Annotated in this window: 15 protein-coding genes; all 15 read right to left on the bottom strand. The window is 62.7% G+C overall.

Annotated elements, in window-relative coordinates:
- Nucleotides 1-7 precede the first annotated feature (7 nt).
- Complete coding sequence (locus ACXX81_RS06670) at nt 8-1,219, bottom strand: O-succinylhomoserine sulfhydrylase (RefSeq protein ID WP_231423059.1); 1,212 nt, start codon at nt 1,217-1,219, stop codon at nt 8-10.
- A 69-nt stretch (nt 1,220-1,288) separates the two neighbouring features.
- Complete coding sequence (gene purF / locus ACXX81_RS06665; protein WP_003234313.1) at nt 1,289-2,794, bottom strand: amidophosphoribosyltransferase; 1,506 nt, start codon at nt 2,792-2,794, stop codon at nt 1,289-1,291.
- Between the two features lie 41 nt (nt 2,795-2,835).
- Nucleotides 2,836-3,393, bottom strand: a complete 558-nt coding sequence (locus ACXX81_RS06660) for a CvpA family protein (RefSeq protein ID WP_003234314.1) — start codon at nt 3,391-3,393, stop codon at nt 2,836-2,838.
- A gap of 248 nt (nt 3,394-3,641) precedes the next feature.
- Nucleotides 3,642-4,295, bottom strand: coding sequence for an SPOR domain-containing protein (locus ACXX81_RS06655; protein ID WP_231423060.1), 654 nt, complete (start codon nt 4,293-4,295; stop codon nt 3,642-3,644).
- Nucleotides 4,279-5,586, bottom strand: coding sequence for a bifunctional tetrahydrofolate synthase/dihydrofolate synthase (gene folC / locus ACXX81_RS06650; protein ID WP_231423061.1), 1,308 nt, complete (start codon nt 5,584-5,586; stop codon nt 4,279-4,281). Before folC ends, ACXX81_RS06655 begins: the two co-directional genes overlap by 17 nt.
- Nucleotides 5,583-6,503: an acetyl-CoA carboxylase, carboxyltransferase subunit beta gene (gene accD / locus ACXX81_RS06645; protein WP_003234319.1), complete on the bottom strand. Its 921-nt coding sequence runs from the start codon at nt 6,501-6,503 to the stop codon at nt 5,583-5,585. The genes folC and accD overlap by 4 nt, the downstream gene beginning before the upstream one ends.
- Nucleotides 6,504-6,748: 245 nt before the next feature.
- Nucleotides 6,749-7,369 carry a phosphoribosylanthranilate isomerase gene (locus tag ACXX81_RS06640; protein ID WP_209983169.1) on the bottom strand — a complete coding sequence of 207 codons (621 nt, stop codon included), beginning with the start codon at nt 7,367-7,369 and terminating at the stop codon, nt 6,749-6,751.
- 64 nt (nt 7,370-7,433) lie between these two features.
- Nucleotides 7,434-8,258, bottom strand: coding sequence for a tRNA pseudouridine(38-40) synthase TruA (gene truA / locus ACXX81_RS06635; RefSeq protein ID WP_209990423.1), 825 nt, complete (start codon nt 8,256-8,258; stop codon nt 7,434-7,436).
- 168 nt (nt 8,259-8,426) lie between these two features.
- Nucleotides 8,427-10,985, bottom strand: a complete 2,559-nt coding sequence (locus tag ACXX81_RS06630; RefSeq protein WP_458571390.1) for a FimV/HubP family polar landmark protein — start codon at nt 10,983-10,985, stop codon at nt 8,427-8,429.
- Nucleotides 10,986-11,146: 161 nt separating this feature from the next.
- On the bottom strand, nt 11,147-12,157 hold the full coding sequence (locus ACXX81_RS06625) for an aspartate-semialdehyde dehydrogenase (protein WP_209983176.1): 1,011 nt from the start codon (nt 12,155-12,157) through the stop codon (nt 11,147-11,149).
- A gap of 239 nt (nt 12,158-12,396) precedes the next feature.
- Nucleotides 12,397-13,509 carry an aspartate-semialdehyde dehydrogenase gene (asd, locus tag ACXX81_RS06620; protein WP_458571389.1) on the bottom strand — a complete coding sequence of 371 codons (1,113 nt, stop codon included), beginning with the start codon at nt 13,507-13,509 and terminating at the stop codon, nt 12,397-12,399.
- 64 nt (nt 13,510-13,573) lie between these two features.
- Entirely contained in the window at nt 13,574-14,656 is a 1,083-nt protein-coding gene (leuB, locus tag ACXX81_RS06615) for a 3-isopropylmalate dehydrogenase (protein WP_209983178.1), read from the bottom strand.
- 52 nt (nt 14,657-14,708) lie between these two features.
- On the bottom strand, nt 14,709-15,473 hold the full coding sequence (locus ACXX81_RS06610) for a class I SAM-dependent methyltransferase (protein WP_209983180.1): 765 nt from the start codon (nt 15,471-15,473) through the stop codon (nt 14,709-14,711).
- A 129-nt stretch (nt 15,474-15,602) separates the two neighbouring features.
- Nucleotides 15,603-16,247 carry a 3-isopropylmalate dehydratase small subunit gene (leuD, locus tag ACXX81_RS06605; RefSeq protein ID WP_209983181.1) on the bottom strand — a complete coding sequence of 215 codons (645 nt, stop codon included), beginning with the start codon at nt 16,245-16,247 and terminating at the stop codon, nt 15,603-15,605.
- 10 nt (nt 16,248-16,257) lie between these two features.
- Entirely contained in the window at nt 16,258-17,676 is a 1,419-nt protein-coding gene (gene leuC, locus ACXX81_RS06600) for a 3-isopropylmalate dehydratase large subunit (RefSeq protein WP_209983183.1), read from the bottom strand.
- Between the last annotated feature and the right edge of the window lie 53 nt (nt 17,677-17,729).

Here is a 17,729-nt window from a genome sequence, read left to right as displayed (position 1 = left end):
CACTCGATCACAAGGCAGCCAACCCGCGGGCCAGGTCTGCCTGCAAATCAGCCACGTCTTCCAGGCCTACCGCAACACGGATCAGGCTGTCACGAATGCCCGCCGCTTCACGCTCCTGCGGGGCCAGACGGCCGTGGGACGTGGTACCCGGGTGGGTAATGGTGGTCTTGCTGTCACCCAGGTTCGCGGTGATCGAGATCAGACGCGTTGCATCGATAAAGCGCCAGGCGCCCTCTTTGCCGCCCCTCACTTCAAAACTCACCACCGCCCCGAAACCGCGCTGCTGGCGCTGGGCCAATGCGTGTTGCGGGTGGCTCTTGAGGCCGGCGTAGTGCACCTTTTCGATGCCGTCCTGTTGCTCCAGCCACTCGGCCAGGGCCTGGGCATTGGCACAATGGGCCTTCATGCGCAGGCCGAGGGTTTCCAGGCCCTTGAGGAAAATCCACGCGTTGAACGGGCTGAGGGTCGGCCCGGCAGTGCGCAGGAAGCCGACGACTTCCTTCATCTGCTCGCCACGACCGGCCACCACTCCGCCCATGCAGCGGCCCTGGCCGTCAATGAACTTGGTCGCCGAGTGCACGACGATATCGGCACCCAGCTTCAGCGGCTGTTGCAGCGCCGGCGTGCAGAAGCAGTTGTCGACCACCAGCATCGCGCCCTTGGCATGAGCCACTTCGGCCAACGCGGCGATATCCACCAGTTCGGCAAGGGGGTTGGACGGTGACTCGACAAACAGCAACCGGGTATTGGCCTTGATCGCCGCATCCCAGCCGGACACGTCCGCCAGCGGCACGTAGTCCACCTCAATGCCGAAGCGCTTGAAATACTTTTCGAACAGGCTGATGGTCGAACCGAACACACTGCGCGACACCAGCACATGATCGCCGGCGCTGCACAGGCTCATCACCACCGCCAGGATCGCCGCCATGCCGGTGGCCGTGGCCACGGCCTGCTCGGCGCCTTCCAGCGCGGCAATACGCTCTTCGAATGCACGCACGGTCGGGTTGGTGTAGCGCGAATAAACGTTGCCCGGCACTTCGCCGGCAAAACGCGCGGCAGCGTCGGCGGCCGTGCGGAATACGTAGCTGGAGGTGAAGAACATCGGATCACCGTGCTCACCTTCCGGGGTACGGTGCTGGCCGGCGCGCACAGCCAGGGTATCGAAAGCTACGCCGTCGAGGTCGCTGTCCAGCCGACCGGCATCCCATTCCTGACTCATGCTGCGACTCCTTACTCTCGAAATTCTTTATTTAAGATACAAAACCGGCCCCTCAGGGCCGGTGTTTACTCAGTTGTTATACAGATCGATGATCGCGCTGACCGCCTGGGTCTTGACCTTCGACGAGTCGTTACGCGCCTGCTCGATCTTGTTCAGGTAGGCATCGTCGACGTCGCCGGTCACGTACTTGCCGTCAAACACGGCACAGTCGAACTGATCGATCTTGATCTTGCCACCGCCGACGGCCTCGATCAGGTCCGGCAGGTCCTGGTAGATCAGCCAGTCGGCGCCGATCAGATCGGCCACGTCCTGGGTCGAACGGTTGTGAGCGATCAGCTCATGGGCGCTCGGCATGTCGATACCATACACGTTCGGGTAACGCACGGCAGGCGCGGCGGAGCAGAAGTACACGTTCTTCGCACCGGCTTCGCGGGCCATCTGGATGATCTGCTTGCACGTGGTGCCGCGCACGATGGAATCGTCCACCAGCATTACGTTCTTGCCGCGAAACTCCAGCTCGATGGCGTTGAGCTTCTGGCGCACCGATTTCTTGCGCGCAGCCTGGCCGGGCATGATGAAGGTGCGGCCGATGTAGCGGTTCTTCACAAAGCCTTCGCGAAACTTGACGCCCAGGTGGTTGGCCAGCTCCAGGGCGGCGGTGCGGCTGGTGTCCGGAATCGGGATCACCACATCGATATCGTGCTCGGGACGCTCGCGCAGGATCTTGTCGGCCAGCTTCTCGCCCATGCGCAGGCGCGCCTTGTAGACCGAAACGCCATCGATGATTGAGTCCGGACGGGCCAGGTAGACGTGTTCGAAGATGCACGGGGTCAGCTTCGGCGCCACTGCACACTGACGGGTGTGCAGCTTGCCATCTTCGGTGATGTACACCGCTTCGCCCGGCGCGAGGTCGCGTATCAGGGTGAAGCCCAGCACGTCCAGCGACACGCTTTCGGATGCGATCATGTACTCGACGCCTTCGTCGGTGTGACGCTGACCGAACACGATCGGACGGATGCCGTGGGGGTCGCGGAAACCGACGATGCCGTAACCGGTGATCATCGCCACCACGGCGTAACCGCCGACGCAACGGTTGTGCACGTCGATCACAGCGGCAAACACGTCTTCTTCGGTAGGCTGCAGCTTGCCGCGCTGGGCCAGCTCATGGGCGAACACGTTGAGCAGCACTTCCGAATCGGAACTGGTGTTGACGTGGCGCAGGTCGGATTCGTAAATCTCCTTGGCCAACTGTTCAACGTTGGTCAGGTTGCCGTTGTGCGCCAGGGTGATGCCGTACGGCGAGTTGACGTAGAACGGCTGAGCTTCGGCCGACGTCGAGCTGCCGGCAGTCGGGTAGCGCACATGGCCAATGCCCATGTGCCCGACGAGGCGCTGCATGTGACGCTGGTGGAACACGTCACGCACCAGGCCATTGTCCTTGCGCAGGAATAACCGGCCGTCGTGGCTGGTCACAATACCGGCAGCGTCCTGGCCGCGGTGCTGGAGGACGGTTAGCGCGTCATACAGCGCCTGATTCACGTTCGACTTACCGACGATACCGACGATGCCACACATGCGACGCAACCCCTACTTAATGAATCTTGACTGAACCCTGCTTACTGAGGCGTTTTGGCCGGTAAGAGGTGTTCCTTGAACGGAAGATCAGCGGGTACGCTGATTCCGCTGGCCAGCCACTGACTGCTCCACCCCAATATGAGGTTCTTGGACCAGTCTGCAACCAAAAGAAATTTTGGCACGAGCACCGACTCCTGCCACCACGCATCCTGCTGAACCGGTCCCAGGCTCAACAGCCCGACCGCCACCACCACCAACAACGCGCCACGCGCCGCGCCAAAAGCCATGCCGAGAAATCGATCGGTCCCGGAAAGGCCGGTGACGCGTATCAATTCGCCAATAAGGTAATTGACCATTGCCCCCACCAGCAGCGTGGCGATGAACATGATGGCGCAGCCCGCGATGACGCGGGCCGAAGGTGTCTCGATGTAGCCGGCCAGATAAACCGACAGTGAACCCCCGAACATCCAGGCTACGACTCCTGCGATGATCCAGGTCAGCAACGACAGCGCTTCTTTTACGAAGCCGCGGCTCAGACTGATCAAAGCAGAGATGGCGACGATGGCAACAATCGCCCAATCAACCCAGGTAAATGGCACGTTAGAGCCTACGGACGGATAAGGCGGCGAATTTTAGCAGAGCGCCGGGCTGTCGGTAAGCGGTGTTTGCGAGCGCTTTGCAAATCAATGATGTGTAGCGGGCAAAGCCCCTTTCAAGGCCACCGTAAAAAACAATGTGGGAGGGGGCTTGCTCCCGATGGCGGTGTATCAGTCACTGAACAGGCTGACTGCTACATCGTCATCGGGAGCAGGCCCCCTCCCACAGTTGATTGCACTCCAGGCTGAAATCAGCCGCGCTCAGGCTGGAAGCGGGTCACGAACCCCTTCAGGTTCTGCTGACGATCCAGCAAGTCCCGCAGGCGATCCGCCTCGGCGCGCTCGATCAGCGGCCCGATAAACACGCGGTTCTTGCCATCGGCACTGCGGATATAGGCGTTGTAACCCTGGCTACGCAGTTTTTTCTGCAACGCGTCGGCACCTTCGCGATTGCCAAGGCTGGCCACCTGGATCGACCAACTGATCGGCAGGCCATTGGGGTCGATACGACTCTGCCCCACATCCGGCTTGCCCGGCGCTGCCGGTTGCGGTGTGACCGGCTTGGGCGCAGGTGTCGGCGCGGCGGGCTTGGCCGCCACCGCAGGCGCTGGCTTGACCACCGGCACGCTCTGTTGCACGGGCGCGGAAGGCGCTGACGGCGCAGCAGCAGGCTCTTCGACAGGCACCGGCTCGTCTTCGGGCAATGCCTGCGGCTCGGGCACCACCACCGGCTCGACCTGCACCTGAGGCACGGCGGGCGCCTGGGGCGCTGCCGGGGCTTCGACGACTACCTGGCGCTGTTCGTCCTGACGGGAAAACAGCATCGGCAGGAAAATCACCGCCAACGCCACCAGCACCAGAGCTCCGACCATTCGCTGCTTGTATGCGCTATCCAGTAATGCCATGTGCAGCTTCCTCCGTGGGACGCCGGGCCAACCACTCAAGCGCCTCGGCAACACAATAAAATGATCCGAACAACAGAATCTCGTCCTCGGTCGTTGCCACCGCACACTGGGCCTCGAGGGCTGCGGTCAGGCTTGCATACGACGCCACGCGCGCACCAAGGTTCTGCAAGGCCAGTTCCAACTCCGCCGCCGGTCGACTGCGCGGCGTATCCAGCGGCGCAACCGCCCACGCCTGGACACTGTCGAGCAACGGCGCAACCACGCCATCGAGGTCCTTGTCAGCCAACAGACCGAATACGGCGAGTCGTCGCCCCTGCGGCGGCGTGCGCGCCAGGCGCTGCGCCAGGTACTGCGCCGCATGGGGATTGTGCCCCACATCCAGCAGCAGGTTCAGACGCTTGCCCTGCCACTCGACTGCACGACGATCCAGACGCCCCACGACCCTGGTCGCCAATAATGTCGCGGCAATCTGCGCAGCATCCCATGGCAGGTCCAGCAACAGATAGGCCTGCAGCGCAAGCGCGGCATTTTCCATCGGCAGGTTCAACAGCGGCAAATCGTGCAGCTCAACCGTTTTTCCGCGCGCATCGCGCCCGCGCCACTGCCAGTGCTGCTCGCCGATGTCGAGGCTGAATTCGCGACCACGCAGGAAGAACGGGCATTCCAGCTCACGCACCTTGTCGAGCAGGGGTTGCGGCGGATCCAGATCACCGCACAACGCAGGCTTGCCCGCACGGAAGATACCGGCCTTTTCATAGGCCACCGATTCGCGGGTATCGCCCAGGTAGTCGACATGGTCAACGCCAATGCTGGTCACCAGCGCCAGGTCGGCATCCACCACGTTGACCGTGTCCAGACGACCGCCCAGGCCCACTTCCAGCACGACCACATCCAGTTGCGCACGCTCGAACAGCCAGAACGCCGCCAGGGTGCCCATCTCGAAGTAGGTCAGGGAGATTTCGCCACGTCCGGCATCAAGTGCGGCGAACGCTTCACAGAGTTGCTCATCGGTGGCTTCGACCCCGTTGAGCTGCACCCGCTCGTTGTAACGCAGCAGGTGCGGAGAACTGTAGACGCCGACGCTCAGGCCTTGAGCCTGAAGCAGCGCCGCGACAAAGGCGCAGGTCGAGCCTTTGCCGTTGGTGCCGGTCACCGTGATCACACGCGGCGCCGGCCGGCCCAACCCGAGGCGGGTCGCTACCTGTTGCGAGCGCTCCAGGCCCATGTCGATGGCGGACGGATGCAACTGCTCAAGGTAGGCGAGCCATTCGCCCAGGGTACGTTGGGTCATAGGTTTGCAGGCACCGGCGGCACGACGATCGGTTCGATTTTAGGCGCGACGTACACCGGTGTCGGCAGCCCCATCATTTGTGCCAGCAGGTTGCCCAGGCGTGGACGCAGCTCGCCGCGCGGGATAATCAGATCGATTGCACCGTGCTCCAGCAGGAATTCGCTACGCTGGAAGCCTTCCGGCAGCTTTTCGCGCACGGTCTGCTCGATCACGCGCGGGCCGGCAAAGCCGATCAGGGCCTTGGGCTCGCCGACGATCACGTCGCCGAGCATGGCCAGGCTGGCGGAAACACCGCCGTAGACCGGGTCGGTCAGCACGGAGATAAACGGAATGCCTTCTTCACGCAGACGCGCCAGCACCGCGGAGGTCTTGGCCATTTGCATCAGGGAAATCAGGGCTTCCTGCATGCGCGCCCCCCCGGAGGCGGCGAAGCAGATCATCGGGCAACGGTTTTCCAGCGCGTAATTGGCGGCGCGCACAAAACGCTCACCGACGATGGCACCCATGGAACCGCCCATGAAGGAAAATTCAAAGGCCGAGACCACCACCGGCATGCCCAGCAGCTTGCCACTGACGGAAATCAGTGCGTCTTTCTCGCCGGTCTGCTTCTGCGCAGCAGTGAGGCGGTCCTTGTACTTCTTGCCGTCGCGGAACTTGAGACGGTCGACCGGCTCCAGATCAGCGCCCAGTTCGTTACGACCGTCGGCGTCGAGGAAGATGTCGATGCGCGCGCGCGCGCCGATGCGCATGTGGTGATTGCACTTGGGGCAAACGTCCAGGGTCTTTTCCAGCTCCGGGCGGTACAGCACCGCGTCGCAGGAAGGGCACTTGTGCCACAGACCTTCAGGAACCGAGCTTTTCTTCACCTCGGAACGCATGATCGAAGGGATCAGTTTGTCTACTAACCAGTTGCTCATGCTTTCTTTCTCCAGTACCGGTGGCTTGAACACAGCCCCGCGTATGCCCTTGAGCTAAATTCATGTGTGGCGATGACGCGGGCGGGTCGGGGTCAGACGTTCGACCAGCCATTTCCCGTCCGCATCCTCAGCCTTCCAGACAACCTGCCTGTGCAGGGTTGTCACTTCGTTCCCGGCCCTCCCGCAGGCGGCGCCGATGCTGCGTTACACAGTGGTAGTTACTGACGGCGGCAGACTGCCAGCCGTCACATCGCGCGCACGGCCTGCATGAATGCGCGAATCTTGTGGTGATCCTTGATGCCCTTGCTCTGCTCTACTCCGCCGCTCACATCCACGGCATACGGCCGAACCTGTTCGATGGCCGCCGCGACATTGGCGCAGTTCAAGCCACCGGCAAGGATGATCGGCTTGCTCAACCCTCCAGGGATCAGAGACCAGTCGAACGCTTCACCCGTGCCGCCCGGGACGCCTTCGACGTAGGTGTCCAGCAGGATCCCGCGAGCGCCCGCATAAGTGGCACAGGCGGCGGCAATGTCATCACCGGCCTTGACCCGCAGCGCTTTGATATACGGGCGTTGATAGCTTTCGCATTCGTCGGGGCTTTCGTCGCCGTGAAACTGCAGCATATCCAGAGGCACCGCATCGAGGGTCTCGTCAAGCTCGCAGCGGCTGGCATTCACGAACAGCCCCACGGTGGTGACAAACGGTGGCAGCCCGGCAATGATCGCCCGCGCCTGCAACACGTTCACCGCCCGCGGGCTTTTGGCATAGAACACCAGACCAATGGCATCCGCCCCCGCTTCGACTGCCGCCAGCGCGTCTTCCATGCGGGTAATCCCGCAAATCTTGCTGCGAACGGCTGACATGTCTTGGAAACCTCAGGGATTGCACCGAGAAAGTCCCGGATGGTAACAAAAGCTTTTCCGGGCGTCAGCCGCCAAGTTCGCTGAAACCTGTGAGGAAGTGTGGCCCGATGAAGCGCTCCGGCAGCTCGAACTCGTCGCGGTACTCCACGCCCACCAGATATAGACCAAACGGATGGGCCGTCACGCCGCCCGTGCGGCGAACACGGCTTTCCAGCACCTCGCGGGCCCATTCCACCGGACGCTCGCCGGTGCCGATGGTCATCAGAACGCCCGCAATGTTGCGCACCATATGGTGCAGGAACGCCCCGGCGCGAATATCCAGCACGATCATCTTGCCGTGCCGGGTGACGCGCAGGTGGTGGACTTCCTTGATCGGTGACTTGGCCTGGCACTGGCCGGCGCGGAATGCGCTGAAATCATGCACGCCCACCAGATGCTGCGCAGCTTGGGCCATGCGCTCGGCATCCAGCGGACGATGGTTCCAGGTGATTTCCTGATTGAGGTGCGCCGGGCGGATCTGGTCGTTATAGATCACATAGCGGTAACGCCGGGCGATGGCCTTGAAACGCGCATGAAAATGCGCAGGCATGACCTTGGCCCAGGTCACACTGACGTCGTGGGGCAGATTGATATTGGCGCCCATCACCCAAGCCTTCATGGTGCGCTCGGCCTGAGTATCGAAGTGCACCACCTGACCACAGGCGTGCACACCGGCGTCGGTACGCCCGGCGCACATCAGCGACACCGGCGAGTCGGCGACCTTGGACAGGGCATTTTCCAGGGTTTCCTGCACCGTCAACACACCCGACGCCTGACGCTGCCAGCCGCGGTAGCGCGAGCCCTTGTATTCGACGCCGAGGGCGATGCGGTAAAAGCCTGCGGCCGCCATTTCGGCGGCCGCGTTATCTATGTTTGCCAAGAACTGAGAGCCCGATGAGTTGCGCAAAGGCGCGCATTATAAAGGCGACGGACGAAGCCGGGGCGCTTTTGTTCGCAATGGACGCTGATACAAATGTGGGAGGGAGCCCCCACTCCCACACGTCCCCTGCAGCGGGCTTCAGATTCTGCCGAGCATTTCCTTGGCCTCGCTGCGCTGCTCTTCGCTGCCTTCGGTCAGCACTTCGGACAGGATGTCACGTGCGCCATCGGCATCGCCCATGTCGATGTAGGCCTGGGCCAGGTCCAGCTTGGTGGAGACCTCATCGGTGCCCGAGAGGAAGTCGAACTCCGGCTCGTCATCGCCCAGCGCCGCGTCTTCAGCGGTAAAGGTAGGCTCGATCGGCGGATGTTCCAGGCTCTGGGACAGACGATCGAGCTCGGCGTTGACATCATTCAGTTCCGAGGCGAATGCATCCGGCTTGGACGCCGCTGGCGCTTCAGGCTCATCGGCCAGGGACAGGTCGAAGTCTTCCGGCAGCTCGAAGTCATCCACGGCAGTGGGTTTGAGGGGCGGCGGTTCAACGTTCATCGGGTCTTCAAGACCGGAAAGAAAGTCGTCATCGGCCTGGGAGGACGGCGGATCCAGTTGCAGATCGAAGTCCGAGCCTTCATTCGACGTGGCTTGGTCGTTGGTCTGTTGCTTCAACAGCGATTCAAACGTCGGCTGATCGGCGGTCACTACCGCGGGCGAAGCAGCTTCCAGCTCATCCAGGCTAAGGTCGAAATCGTCGGCTGATGCATCGGGCGCGGGCTTTTCTTCGAGCAGGTCCTTGACGTACTGGGCATCGAGCGCCGCAGCCGCAACGGCGGCACTCACGCCCGCCGCGAGGACGGCCATGGCCGGGAAGCGCGATTTGAGCTGTTCGACCTGGGCGTGGTTTTCACCGGTGGCTACCAACTGACGCTCCTGCGTAACGAACCCGTCCTTGTCGTTCTGCAGGCCGTAGACTTCCATCAGCTTCAGGCGCAGGTCGCTGCGCTTGGGATCGCGCTTGATCGCCTGCTCCAGCACATCGGCCGCCTGGTTCAAGTGACCACGGTCGATGTGGGACTGGGCTTGTACCAGCGCACCACTGGCATTGGTCGGGTTTACCGCGGCGGCCAACGGCGAAAGCACCGAAGCCACCGTTGGTACGGCTACCGGCTCGACCACGGGTGCAGGCGCGGGGGCCAGCTTGACACTTGGCGGTGCGACTTCCAGGCCTTCGAAACTGTCCGAGGGCAGGTCACGGTCGATGCTCGACGTGAATTCCGCCTCCTCGGCCAGCGCGCGGGCCATGCGCAGGTGCTTTTCTTCTTCAAGCCGGGCATTGCGATGGCGCGCCCACAGCAGCAGCAACAACAGCACCAGCAAGCCGGCCGCACCGCCAATGACGCCGAGCACGATGGGATTGGTGAGCAGGTCGTTGAACTTGCCTTCGGTGCTGGCAGGTGTTGCCGCCGGCGTGTCCACCTCTGGTGCAGGCGTTGCAGACGCGGGGGCCGCTGGCATGGCAGGGGTTTGAGTCGCAGGCGCTTCAGGCGCTTCAGCCGCTGAATCCGCAGCCGCCGGGTCAGCAGCAGGATCAGCCGCCAACTGCGCCGGCATCGCCGCCGTCGCCGTGGCCGGCTGGCCTTTTTCAGCCTGCAGCCTGGCCAGTTGATCATTCTTCAGTTGAATCAGCTTTTGCAGCTTGTCGAGCTGGCTTTGCAGGTCGGCCGCGCGGCTCTTGAGTTCTTCGTTGTCGCGACGGGTGGTGTCCAGCTGTTCCTGGGTCACGGCCAGTTTCTCGCCCAGGGCCTGGCTGTCGCCGGCGTTGCCCTTGGCGCCCTTGCGCGCGGCTTCGGCGGAGACCAGGCTCAAGGTGTCCTTGGCGTCGGTGGTCGCGGCGGCATTGCCCGCCTGGGTGCGGCGGGTGGCGTCCAGTTGCTGGCGGCCGGCGGGCTGATTGGTCGCACTGCGGCGGCCCTGGCGCCAGGCTTCGTTCTGCGCACGCACCTCGGCAATCGCCTGGGGTTGCGGCAGCGCGGTGCTTTGCGTGGCATCGGGCAGGCGCAGGACCTGACCGGTCTTCAAACGGTTGATGTTGCCATCGATGAAGGCGTCAGGATTCAACGCCTGAATGGCCAGCATGGTCTGCTGCACCGAGCCGCCATTGCGGCTCTTCTGCGCGATTTCCCACAGGGTGTCGCGGGACGTGGTGGTGTGCTGGGCCGAGGAGCGTGCCGCAGCCGGAGCGCTGCCGGCGGGCGCCGACAGACGCGGCGCGGGCGCAGCGGCCGGCGTTGCCTGATCGAACTTGGCCGGGTCGAGCAATACGCTGTAGTCACGCATCAGGCGGCCATTGGGCCACTGCACCTGCAGCAGAAAACGTACGTAGGAATCGGGCAACGGCTTGCTGGAGGTGACCCGCACCACGCTGCGGCCGTTGGGGTTGATCACCGGGGTGAACGTCAGGTCATCGAGAAACGCCTGACGATCCACGCCCGCATCGACAAAGGCCTGGGAGGACGCCAGGCTCGGCGTGATTTCGGCGGCGTTAAGGCCACCGACATCGAGCAATTCGATGTCCACCGACAGCGGCTGGTTCAGCTTGGACTTGAGGGTCATCTCCCCCAGCTGCAGCGCTTGCGCCATACCGGAAGACAGCGCCGAGGCGGCCGCTATTGCTAACACCAGTTTGCGAACTTGAACCATAGCCTCATCCTTTGTCTGAACACTCCCCGGCCTGCGAGAAGGTTGGTAACCGCTGCCATTAGGCATGGCGAGCCGATAGGTTACCGACGCGCTTCTGTGCCGCTTCCGACCAAGCATAGCGCCTGGTTAGAATCAATCTACAAATTGCCGCCAAGTATCTTTTACACAAGGCGTTTTATCAACAACTGCGCCAACTGCACTGCATTCAGGGCTGCGCCCTTGCGTACGTTATCTGACGTCAGCCACATATTTAGTTCCGCAGGGTCGTCCACACCTGCGCGAACGCGCCCTGCATACACCACGTCCTGACCCACCGCATCGCCCACGGCGGTGGGGTAATCCCCCTCCTCCACAAGCTCGATACCCGGCGCGGCTTCGAGTGCGCGGTTGACGGCGGCAAGATCCACCGGCGCCGCCAGTTGCAACGACACCGTGAGGCTGTCGCCAAAGAACACCGGGGCTTGAACGCAGGTGGCGGAAATTTTCAGCGCCGGAGTGTCCAGCACTGCGCGCAGTTCGTGTATCAGACGTTTCTCAAGGTCTGTATGACCTTTCGCATCTGGCTTGCCGACTTGTGCCAACAGGTTGAAGGCCATTTGCCGGTCAAAGAAAGCCGGCTCCAGTGGACGCACGTTCAGCAATTCTGCGGTTTGCCGGGCGAGTTCGCTGACGGCTTCGCGGCCCAGGGCCGACACCGCCAGGTTGGCGGTGACGCTGACGCGCAGGATATCCACCAGGCCGCGCAACGGCGCCAGCACCACGGCGAGGTTAGTCGCCGATGGGCTGGGGCTGCTGACCTGGAACGGTTTTTTCAAGCCTTCCAGCACGTGGGCATTGGCTTCCGGCACCACAGGCGGCGCCTGTTCGGCCGGCAACGCGCCGGAAAGATCGATCACCGCACACCCGGCTGCGATGGCGCGCGGGGCGAAACCCAGGGTCACCGCCGGCCCTGCGGCGAAGAACGCCAACTGCGCCTTGCTGAAATCGAACTCATCGACTTCCCGCACCCGCACGTTCTTGCCACGAAACGGCACCGACGCACCGGCGGAATTGCTGCCCGCCAGCAGATACAGAGTGCCGACCGGGAATGACAGCTCTTCGAGAATCTGCACCAGGGTCTCGCCGACGGTGCCGGTGGCGCCGATCACGGCGATTTCAAAGGTCTGGGTCATGGAGGCTGCCTCGGGCATTGCGGGGGGAGCGGCACTTTACCGGGTGGTTGGGGGTGAGGCAATTGGGCTGGGTCTGGTGGTGAAGCTGATGGCCCTACCGGGAGCAAGCCCCCTCCCCCATTTCGATGTGTGAACACTATTAAATGTGGGAGGGGGCTTGCTCCCGATGAGGCCCGCAAAGCCAATAAAAAACCCCGCGCCTGTCACCAGAGCACGGGGTTTTCAACATCCGACAGCCATCAACGCTCCAGCAGAATCCGCAGCATCCGACGCAGCGGCTCGGCCGCGCCCCACAGCAGTTGGTCGCCCACGGTGAACGCGCCAAGGAACTGGCTGCCCATGTTCAGCTTGCGCAGACGGCCCACCGGTACATTCAGGGTGCCGGTGACCTTGGTCGGGCTCAGCTCCTGCATGCTGATATCACGGTTGTTCGGCACCAGCTTGACCCACGGGTTGTGCTGGCTGATCAGCCCTTCGATATCGGCAATCGGCACGTCCTTGTTCAGCTTGATGGTAAGCGCCTGGCTGTGGCAGCGCATGGCGCCAATGCGCACGCAGATGCCATCCACCGGGATCGGGCTCTTGAAGCGACCGAGGATCTTGTTGGTCTCGGCCTGGGCCTTCCACTCTTCGCGGCTCTGACCGTTCGGCAGCTCCTTGTCGATCCACGGGATCAGGCTGCCGGCCAATGGCACACCGAAGTTCTCGGTCGGGTAAGCCTCGCTGCGCATGGCGTCAGCCACACGGCGGTCAATATCGAGGATCGCGCTGGCCGGGTCGGCCAGTTGATCGGCAACGGCAGCGTGGGTCGCGCCCATCTGCTTGATCAGCTCACGCATGTTCTGCGCGCCGGCGCCGGACGCCGCCTGATAGGTCATGGCACTCATCCATTCGACCAGACCGGCTTCGAACAGGCCACCCAGACCCATCAGCATCAGGCTGACGGTGCAGTTGCCGCCGACGTAGTTTTTGGTGCCGGCGTCCAGTTGCTGGTCGATGACCTTGCGATTGACCGGGTCGAGGATGATCACTGCGTCATCCTGCATCCGCAGGCTCGAGGCGGCGTCGATCCAGTAACCCTGCCAGCCGGCTTCACGCAGCTTGGGGAAGACTTCACTGGTGTAGTCGCCGCCCTGGCAGGTCAGAATCACGTCGAGGGTTTTCAGCTCTTCAATGCTGTAGGCGTCCTTGAGCGGAGCAATATCCTTGTCCACAGACGGCCCTTGGCCACCCACGTTCGAAGTGGTGAAAAACACCGGCTCAATAAGATCGAAATCCTGCTCTTCCAGCATCCGCTGCATGAGCACGGAACCGACCATACCGCGCCAACCGATCAGACCTACACGTTTCATCGCAACTACACCTTGTTCAAAAGTGGGCCGCCTGGCAGCAACAACTGCAAACGGGCCCGAGAGATTACAGATTCCGCAGCGCGGCGACTACTGCGTCGCCCATTTCTTGCGTCCCGACCCGGGTGCAACCCTGCGACCAGATGTCGCCGGTGCGCAAACCCTGGTCCAGCACCAGGCTGACGGCGTTCTCGATAGCGTCCGCCGCGTCGCCCAGGTTGAAGCTGTAACGCAGCATCATCGAAACGGACAAAATGGTCGCCAGCGGGTTGGCAATGCCCTGCCCCGCGATGTCCGGCGCCGAACCGTGACACGGCTCGTACATGCCTTTGTTATTGGTGTCCAGGGACGCTGACGGCAGCATGCCAATGGAGCCGGTGAGCATCGAGGCCTGGTCGGACAGGATGTCGCCGAACAGGTTGTCGGTGACAATCACATCAAACTGCTTGGGCGCGCGCACCAGTTGCATGGCGGCATTGTCGACGTACATGTGGCTCAGTTCGACGTCGGGGTAGTCCTTGGCGACTTCTTCGACGATTTCGCGCCACAGTTGGCTGGAGGCCAGCACGTTGGCCTTGTCCACCGAGCAGACCTTCTTGCCACGCACGCGAGCCATGTCGAACCCGACACGGGCGATACGGCGGATTTCGCTCTCGCTGTATGGCAGCGTGTCGTAGGCCTGGCGCTCGCCATTTTCCAGCTCACGCACGCCCCGTGGCGAGCCGAAGTAAATGCCGCCGGTCAGCTCACGCACGATGAGGATATCCAGGCCCGCCACCACTTCCGGCTTGAGGCTCGAAGCGTCGGCCAGTTGCGGATAGAGGATCGCCGGGCGCAGGTTGCCGAACAGGCCCAGTTGCGCGCGGATCTTCAGCAGGCCGCGCTCGGGGCGGATGTCGCGTTCGATCTTGTCCCACTTGGGCCCACCCACGGCGCCGAGCAGCACGGCGTCGGCCGCACGGGCGCGGTCCAGGGTTTCGTCGGCCAGCGGCACGCCGTGCTTGTCGATGGCCGCGCCGCCGATCACGTCGTGGCTCAGTTCGAAGCCCAGGCTGTACTTGCTGTTGGCCAATTCCAGCACCTTGACCGCTTCGGCCATGATTTCCGGACCGATACCGTCGCCAGGGAGAATCAGAATCTGCTTGCTCATGGGTTCCTCATTTCATCAAGCGACCCGCCCGCAGGCAGGTCGGGAAAATTGATCAGCGTTCGGCCCACACCACCAGCACATCGGTGCTGAAGGTGCCATCGGCCTGAATCTCGAAGTAATCGCGCACTTCCTGGCCCATCGCCTGTTGCAGCTCAAGGATGGCCGCACGCAAGGCCGGCGGCGTGCGCATGCGCTCCACCCAGGAGGTGTATTCCAGGCGCAGACGCTGACGGCTGCTGCTGCGTACATGCAAACCGGCTTCGCTGAGCTGGCGCATCCACTCGGCGGCCGAGTAATCACGCACATGGCTGGTGTCGCGCAGCACTTCGACGGTTTGCAGGTAAGTGTCCAGCAACGGACTGCCCGGCGACAACACGTCGACGAACGCCGCTACCCCGCCCGGCTTGAGTACGCGGCGCACTTCGCGCAGGGCCAGGCCGAGGTCGCTCCAGTGGTGAGCCGAATAGCGGCTGAACACGAAGTCGAACTCGCCATCGGCGAAGGACAGACGTTCGGCGGCGCCATGGACGGTGCTGATATTGGTAAAACCACGGTCCTGCGCGGCGGCGGCCACCACGTCGAGCATCTGCTGGGACAGGTCGTAGGCCACCACGTCTTTAACCAGCGGCGCAACGTGAAAGCTCACATGCCCGGCGCCGCAGCCCAGGTCCAGCAGGCGTGCATCGCCTTGCCCAGCCAGTTCGGCCTGCAGCAGTGCAAATTCGCTGCCCTGGGCGTGCACGGCACTGCTCAGGTAGGCCGAGGCCTGCTCGCCGAATTGTTTTTGCACGACTTGGGTGTGGGCGGTCTGGGTCATGGGGACTGTCCTTGGGTGTTGTGGTGTTAACACTGGCCTCATCGGGAGCAAGCCCCCTCCCACAGGGGAACACATTCCACCTGTGGGAGGGGGCTTGCTCCCGATGACGGCGGCCCTGCCTACATCAATTCAGGCATCACGAAACAACCAGGGCTGGCTCGCCCGATGCTTGCTCTCAAATGCCGCAATCGCATCGCCGTCCTGCAAGGTCAGGCCGATATCGTCCAGGCCATTGATCAGGCAGTGCTTGCGGAACGCGTCCACCTCAAAGTGGTACACCTTGCCATCCGGACGAGTCACCGTCTGTGCCGCCAGGTCGACAGTCAACTGGTAACCCTCTTCGGCTTCCACCTGCTTGAACAGCTCGTCCACTTCGGCATCGGTGAGGATGATCGGCAGCAGCCCGTTCTTGAAGCTGTTGTTGAAGAAGATGTCGGCGTAGCTCGGCGCGATGATGCTGCGAAAGCCATATTCTTCCAGGGCCCACGGCGCGTGTTCACGGCTGGAGCCGCAACCGAAATTTTCCCGCGCCAGCAACACGCTGGCGCCCTGGTAACGCTCGGCGTTGAGCACGAAATCCTTGTTCAGCGGGCGCTTGGAGTTGTCCTGATAGGCATAGCCCACATCCAGGTAGCGCCACTCGTCGAACAGGTTGGGGCCGAAACCGGTGCGTTTGATCGACTTCAGGAACTGCTTGGGAATGATCTGGTCGGTGTCCACGTTGGCACGGTCCAACGGCGCGACCAGACCGGTGTGTTGGGTAAAAGCTCTCATCAGGAATTCCTCAGATCAATTCGCGAACGTCGATGAAACGACCGTTGACGGCGGCCGCAGCGGCCATGGCCGGGCTGACCAGGTGAGTACGCCCGCCGGCGCCCTGACGGCCTTCGAAGTTACGGTTGGAGGTGGACGCGCAATGCTCGCCCGACTCAAGACGGTCCGGGTTCATCGCCAGGCACATCGAGCAGCCCGGCTCACGCCATTCGAAACCGGCTTCGAGGAAGATCTTGTCGAGGCCTTCGGCTTCGGCTTGCGCCTTGACCAGCCCCGAGCCCGGCACCACGATCGCTTGCTTGATGGTCGAAGCCACCTTGCGGCCCTTGGCGATCACCGCCGCCGCGCGCAGGTCTTCGATGCGCGAGTTGGTGCAGGAGCCGATGAATACGCGATCCAATTGAATGTCGGTAATCGCCTGGTTGGCTTTGAGGCCCATGTACTTCAAGGCGCGCTCGATGGAACCGCGCTTGACCAGGTCGGTTTCCTGCGCCGGGTCCGGCACGTTCTGGTCGACGGCCAGGACCATTTCCGGCGAGGTGCCCCAACTGACTTGCGGCTTGATCTGCGTGGCGTCCAGCTCGACCACGGTGTCGAACACCGCATCGGCGTCGGAGACCAGATCTTTCCAGGCCTCGACCGCAGCGTCCCAATCGGCGCCTTGTGGCGCAAACGGACGTCCCTTGACGTACTCGACGGTTTTCTCATCCGCCGCCACCATGCCTACACGGGCACCGGCTTCGATGGACATGTTGCAGATGGTCATGCGGCCTTCGATGGACAGGTCGCGAATCGCGCTGCCGGCGAACTCGATGGCGTGGCCGTTACCGCCGGCGGTGCCGATCTTGCCGATCACGGCGAGCACGATGTCCTTGGCAGTCACGCCGAACGGCAACGTGCCTTCGACGCGCACCAGCATGTTCTTCATTTTTTTGGCGACCAGGCACTGAGTGGCGAACACGTGCTCCACCTCGGACGTGCCGATGCCATGGGCCAGGGCACCGAACGCGCCGTGGGTGGACGTGTGGGAGTCACCGCAGACCACGGTCATGCCCGGCAAGGTCGCGCCCTGCTCCGGGCCGATCACGTGGACGATGCCCTGGCGCACGTCATTCATCTTGAATTCGGTGATGCCGTATTCGTCGCAATAGTCGTCGAGGGTCTGCACCTGCAGGCGCGACACGGTGTCGGCAATTGCGTCGATGCCACCCTTGCGTTCCGGGGTGGTCGGCACGTTGTGGTCGGGAGTGGCGATGATCGAGTCGACGCGCCAGGGCTTGCGCCCGGCCAGTCGCAGGCCTTCGAACGCTTGGGGCGAGGTCACTTCATGGATGATGTGACGGTCGATGTAGATCAGCGACGATCCATCATCGCGACGTTTCACTTCATGGGAATCCCAAAGCTTGTCGTACAGCGTTTTGCCGGCCATCAGTCGGTCCTCATCAGCGGTGCATCTTTATGCCGGGCTTTTCAATAACCCTT

Source organism: Pseudomonas sp. GNP013 (assembly GCF_054343995.1).
This window is presented reverse-complemented; position numbering and strand designations above follow the sequence as displayed.

Excerpts from the sequence above, each read along its gene's own strand:
- ACXX81_RS06670 (WP_231423059.1), bottom strand. The coding sequence starts at position 1,219 with ATGAGTCAGGAATGGGATGCCGGTCGGCTGGACAGCGACCTCGACGGC.
- purF (WP_003234313.1), bottom strand. The coding sequence starts at position 2,794 with ATGTGTGGCATCGTCGGTATCGTCGGTAAGTCGAACGTGAATCAGGCG.
- ACXX81_RS06655 (WP_231423060.1), bottom strand. The coding sequence starts at position 4,295 with ATGGCATTACTGGATAGCGCATACAAGCAGCGAATGGTCGGAGCTCTG.
- folC (WP_231423061.1), bottom strand. The coding sequence starts at position 5,586 with ATGACCCAACGTACCCTGGGCGAATGGCTCGCCTACCTTGAGCAGTTG.
- accD (WP_003234319.1), bottom strand. The coding sequence starts at position 6,503 with ATGAGCAACTGGTTAGTAGACAAACTGATCCCTTCGATCATGCGTTCC.
- ACXX81_RS06640 (WP_209983169.1), bottom strand. The coding sequence starts at position 7,369 with ATGTCAGCCGTTCGCAGCAAGATTTGCGGGATTACCCGCATGGAAGAC.
- truA (WP_209990423.1), bottom strand. The coding sequence starts at position 8,258 with ATGGCGGCCGCAGGCTTTTACCGCATCGCCCTCGGCGTCGAATACAAG.
- ACXX81_RS06630 (WP_458571390.1), bottom strand. The coding sequence starts at position 10,985 with ATGGTTCAAGTTCGCAAACTGGTGTTAGCAATAGCGGCCGCCTCGGCG.
- ACXX81_RS06625 (WP_209983176.1), bottom strand. The coding sequence starts at position 12,157 with ATGACCCAGACCTTTGAAATCGCCGTGATCGGCGCCACCGGCACCGTC.
- asd (WP_458571389.1), bottom strand. The coding sequence starts at position 13,509 with ATGAAACGTGTAGGTCTGATCGGTTGGCGCGGTATGGTCGGTTCCGTG.
- leuB (WP_209983178.1), bottom strand. The coding sequence starts at position 14,656 with ATGAGCAAGCAGATTCTGATTCTCCCTGGCGACGGTATCGGTCCGGAA.
- ACXX81_RS06610 (WP_209983180.1), bottom strand. The coding sequence starts at position 15,473 with ATGACCCAGACCGCCCACACCCAAGTCGTGCAAAAACAATTCGGCGAG.
- leuD (WP_209983181.1), bottom strand. The coding sequence starts at position 16,247 with ATGAGAGCTTTTACCCAACACACCGGTCTGGTCGCGCCGTTGGACCGT.
- leuC (WP_209983183.1), bottom strand. The coding sequence starts at position 17,676 with ATGGCCGGCAAAACGCTGTACGACAAGCTTTGGGATTCCCATGAAGTG.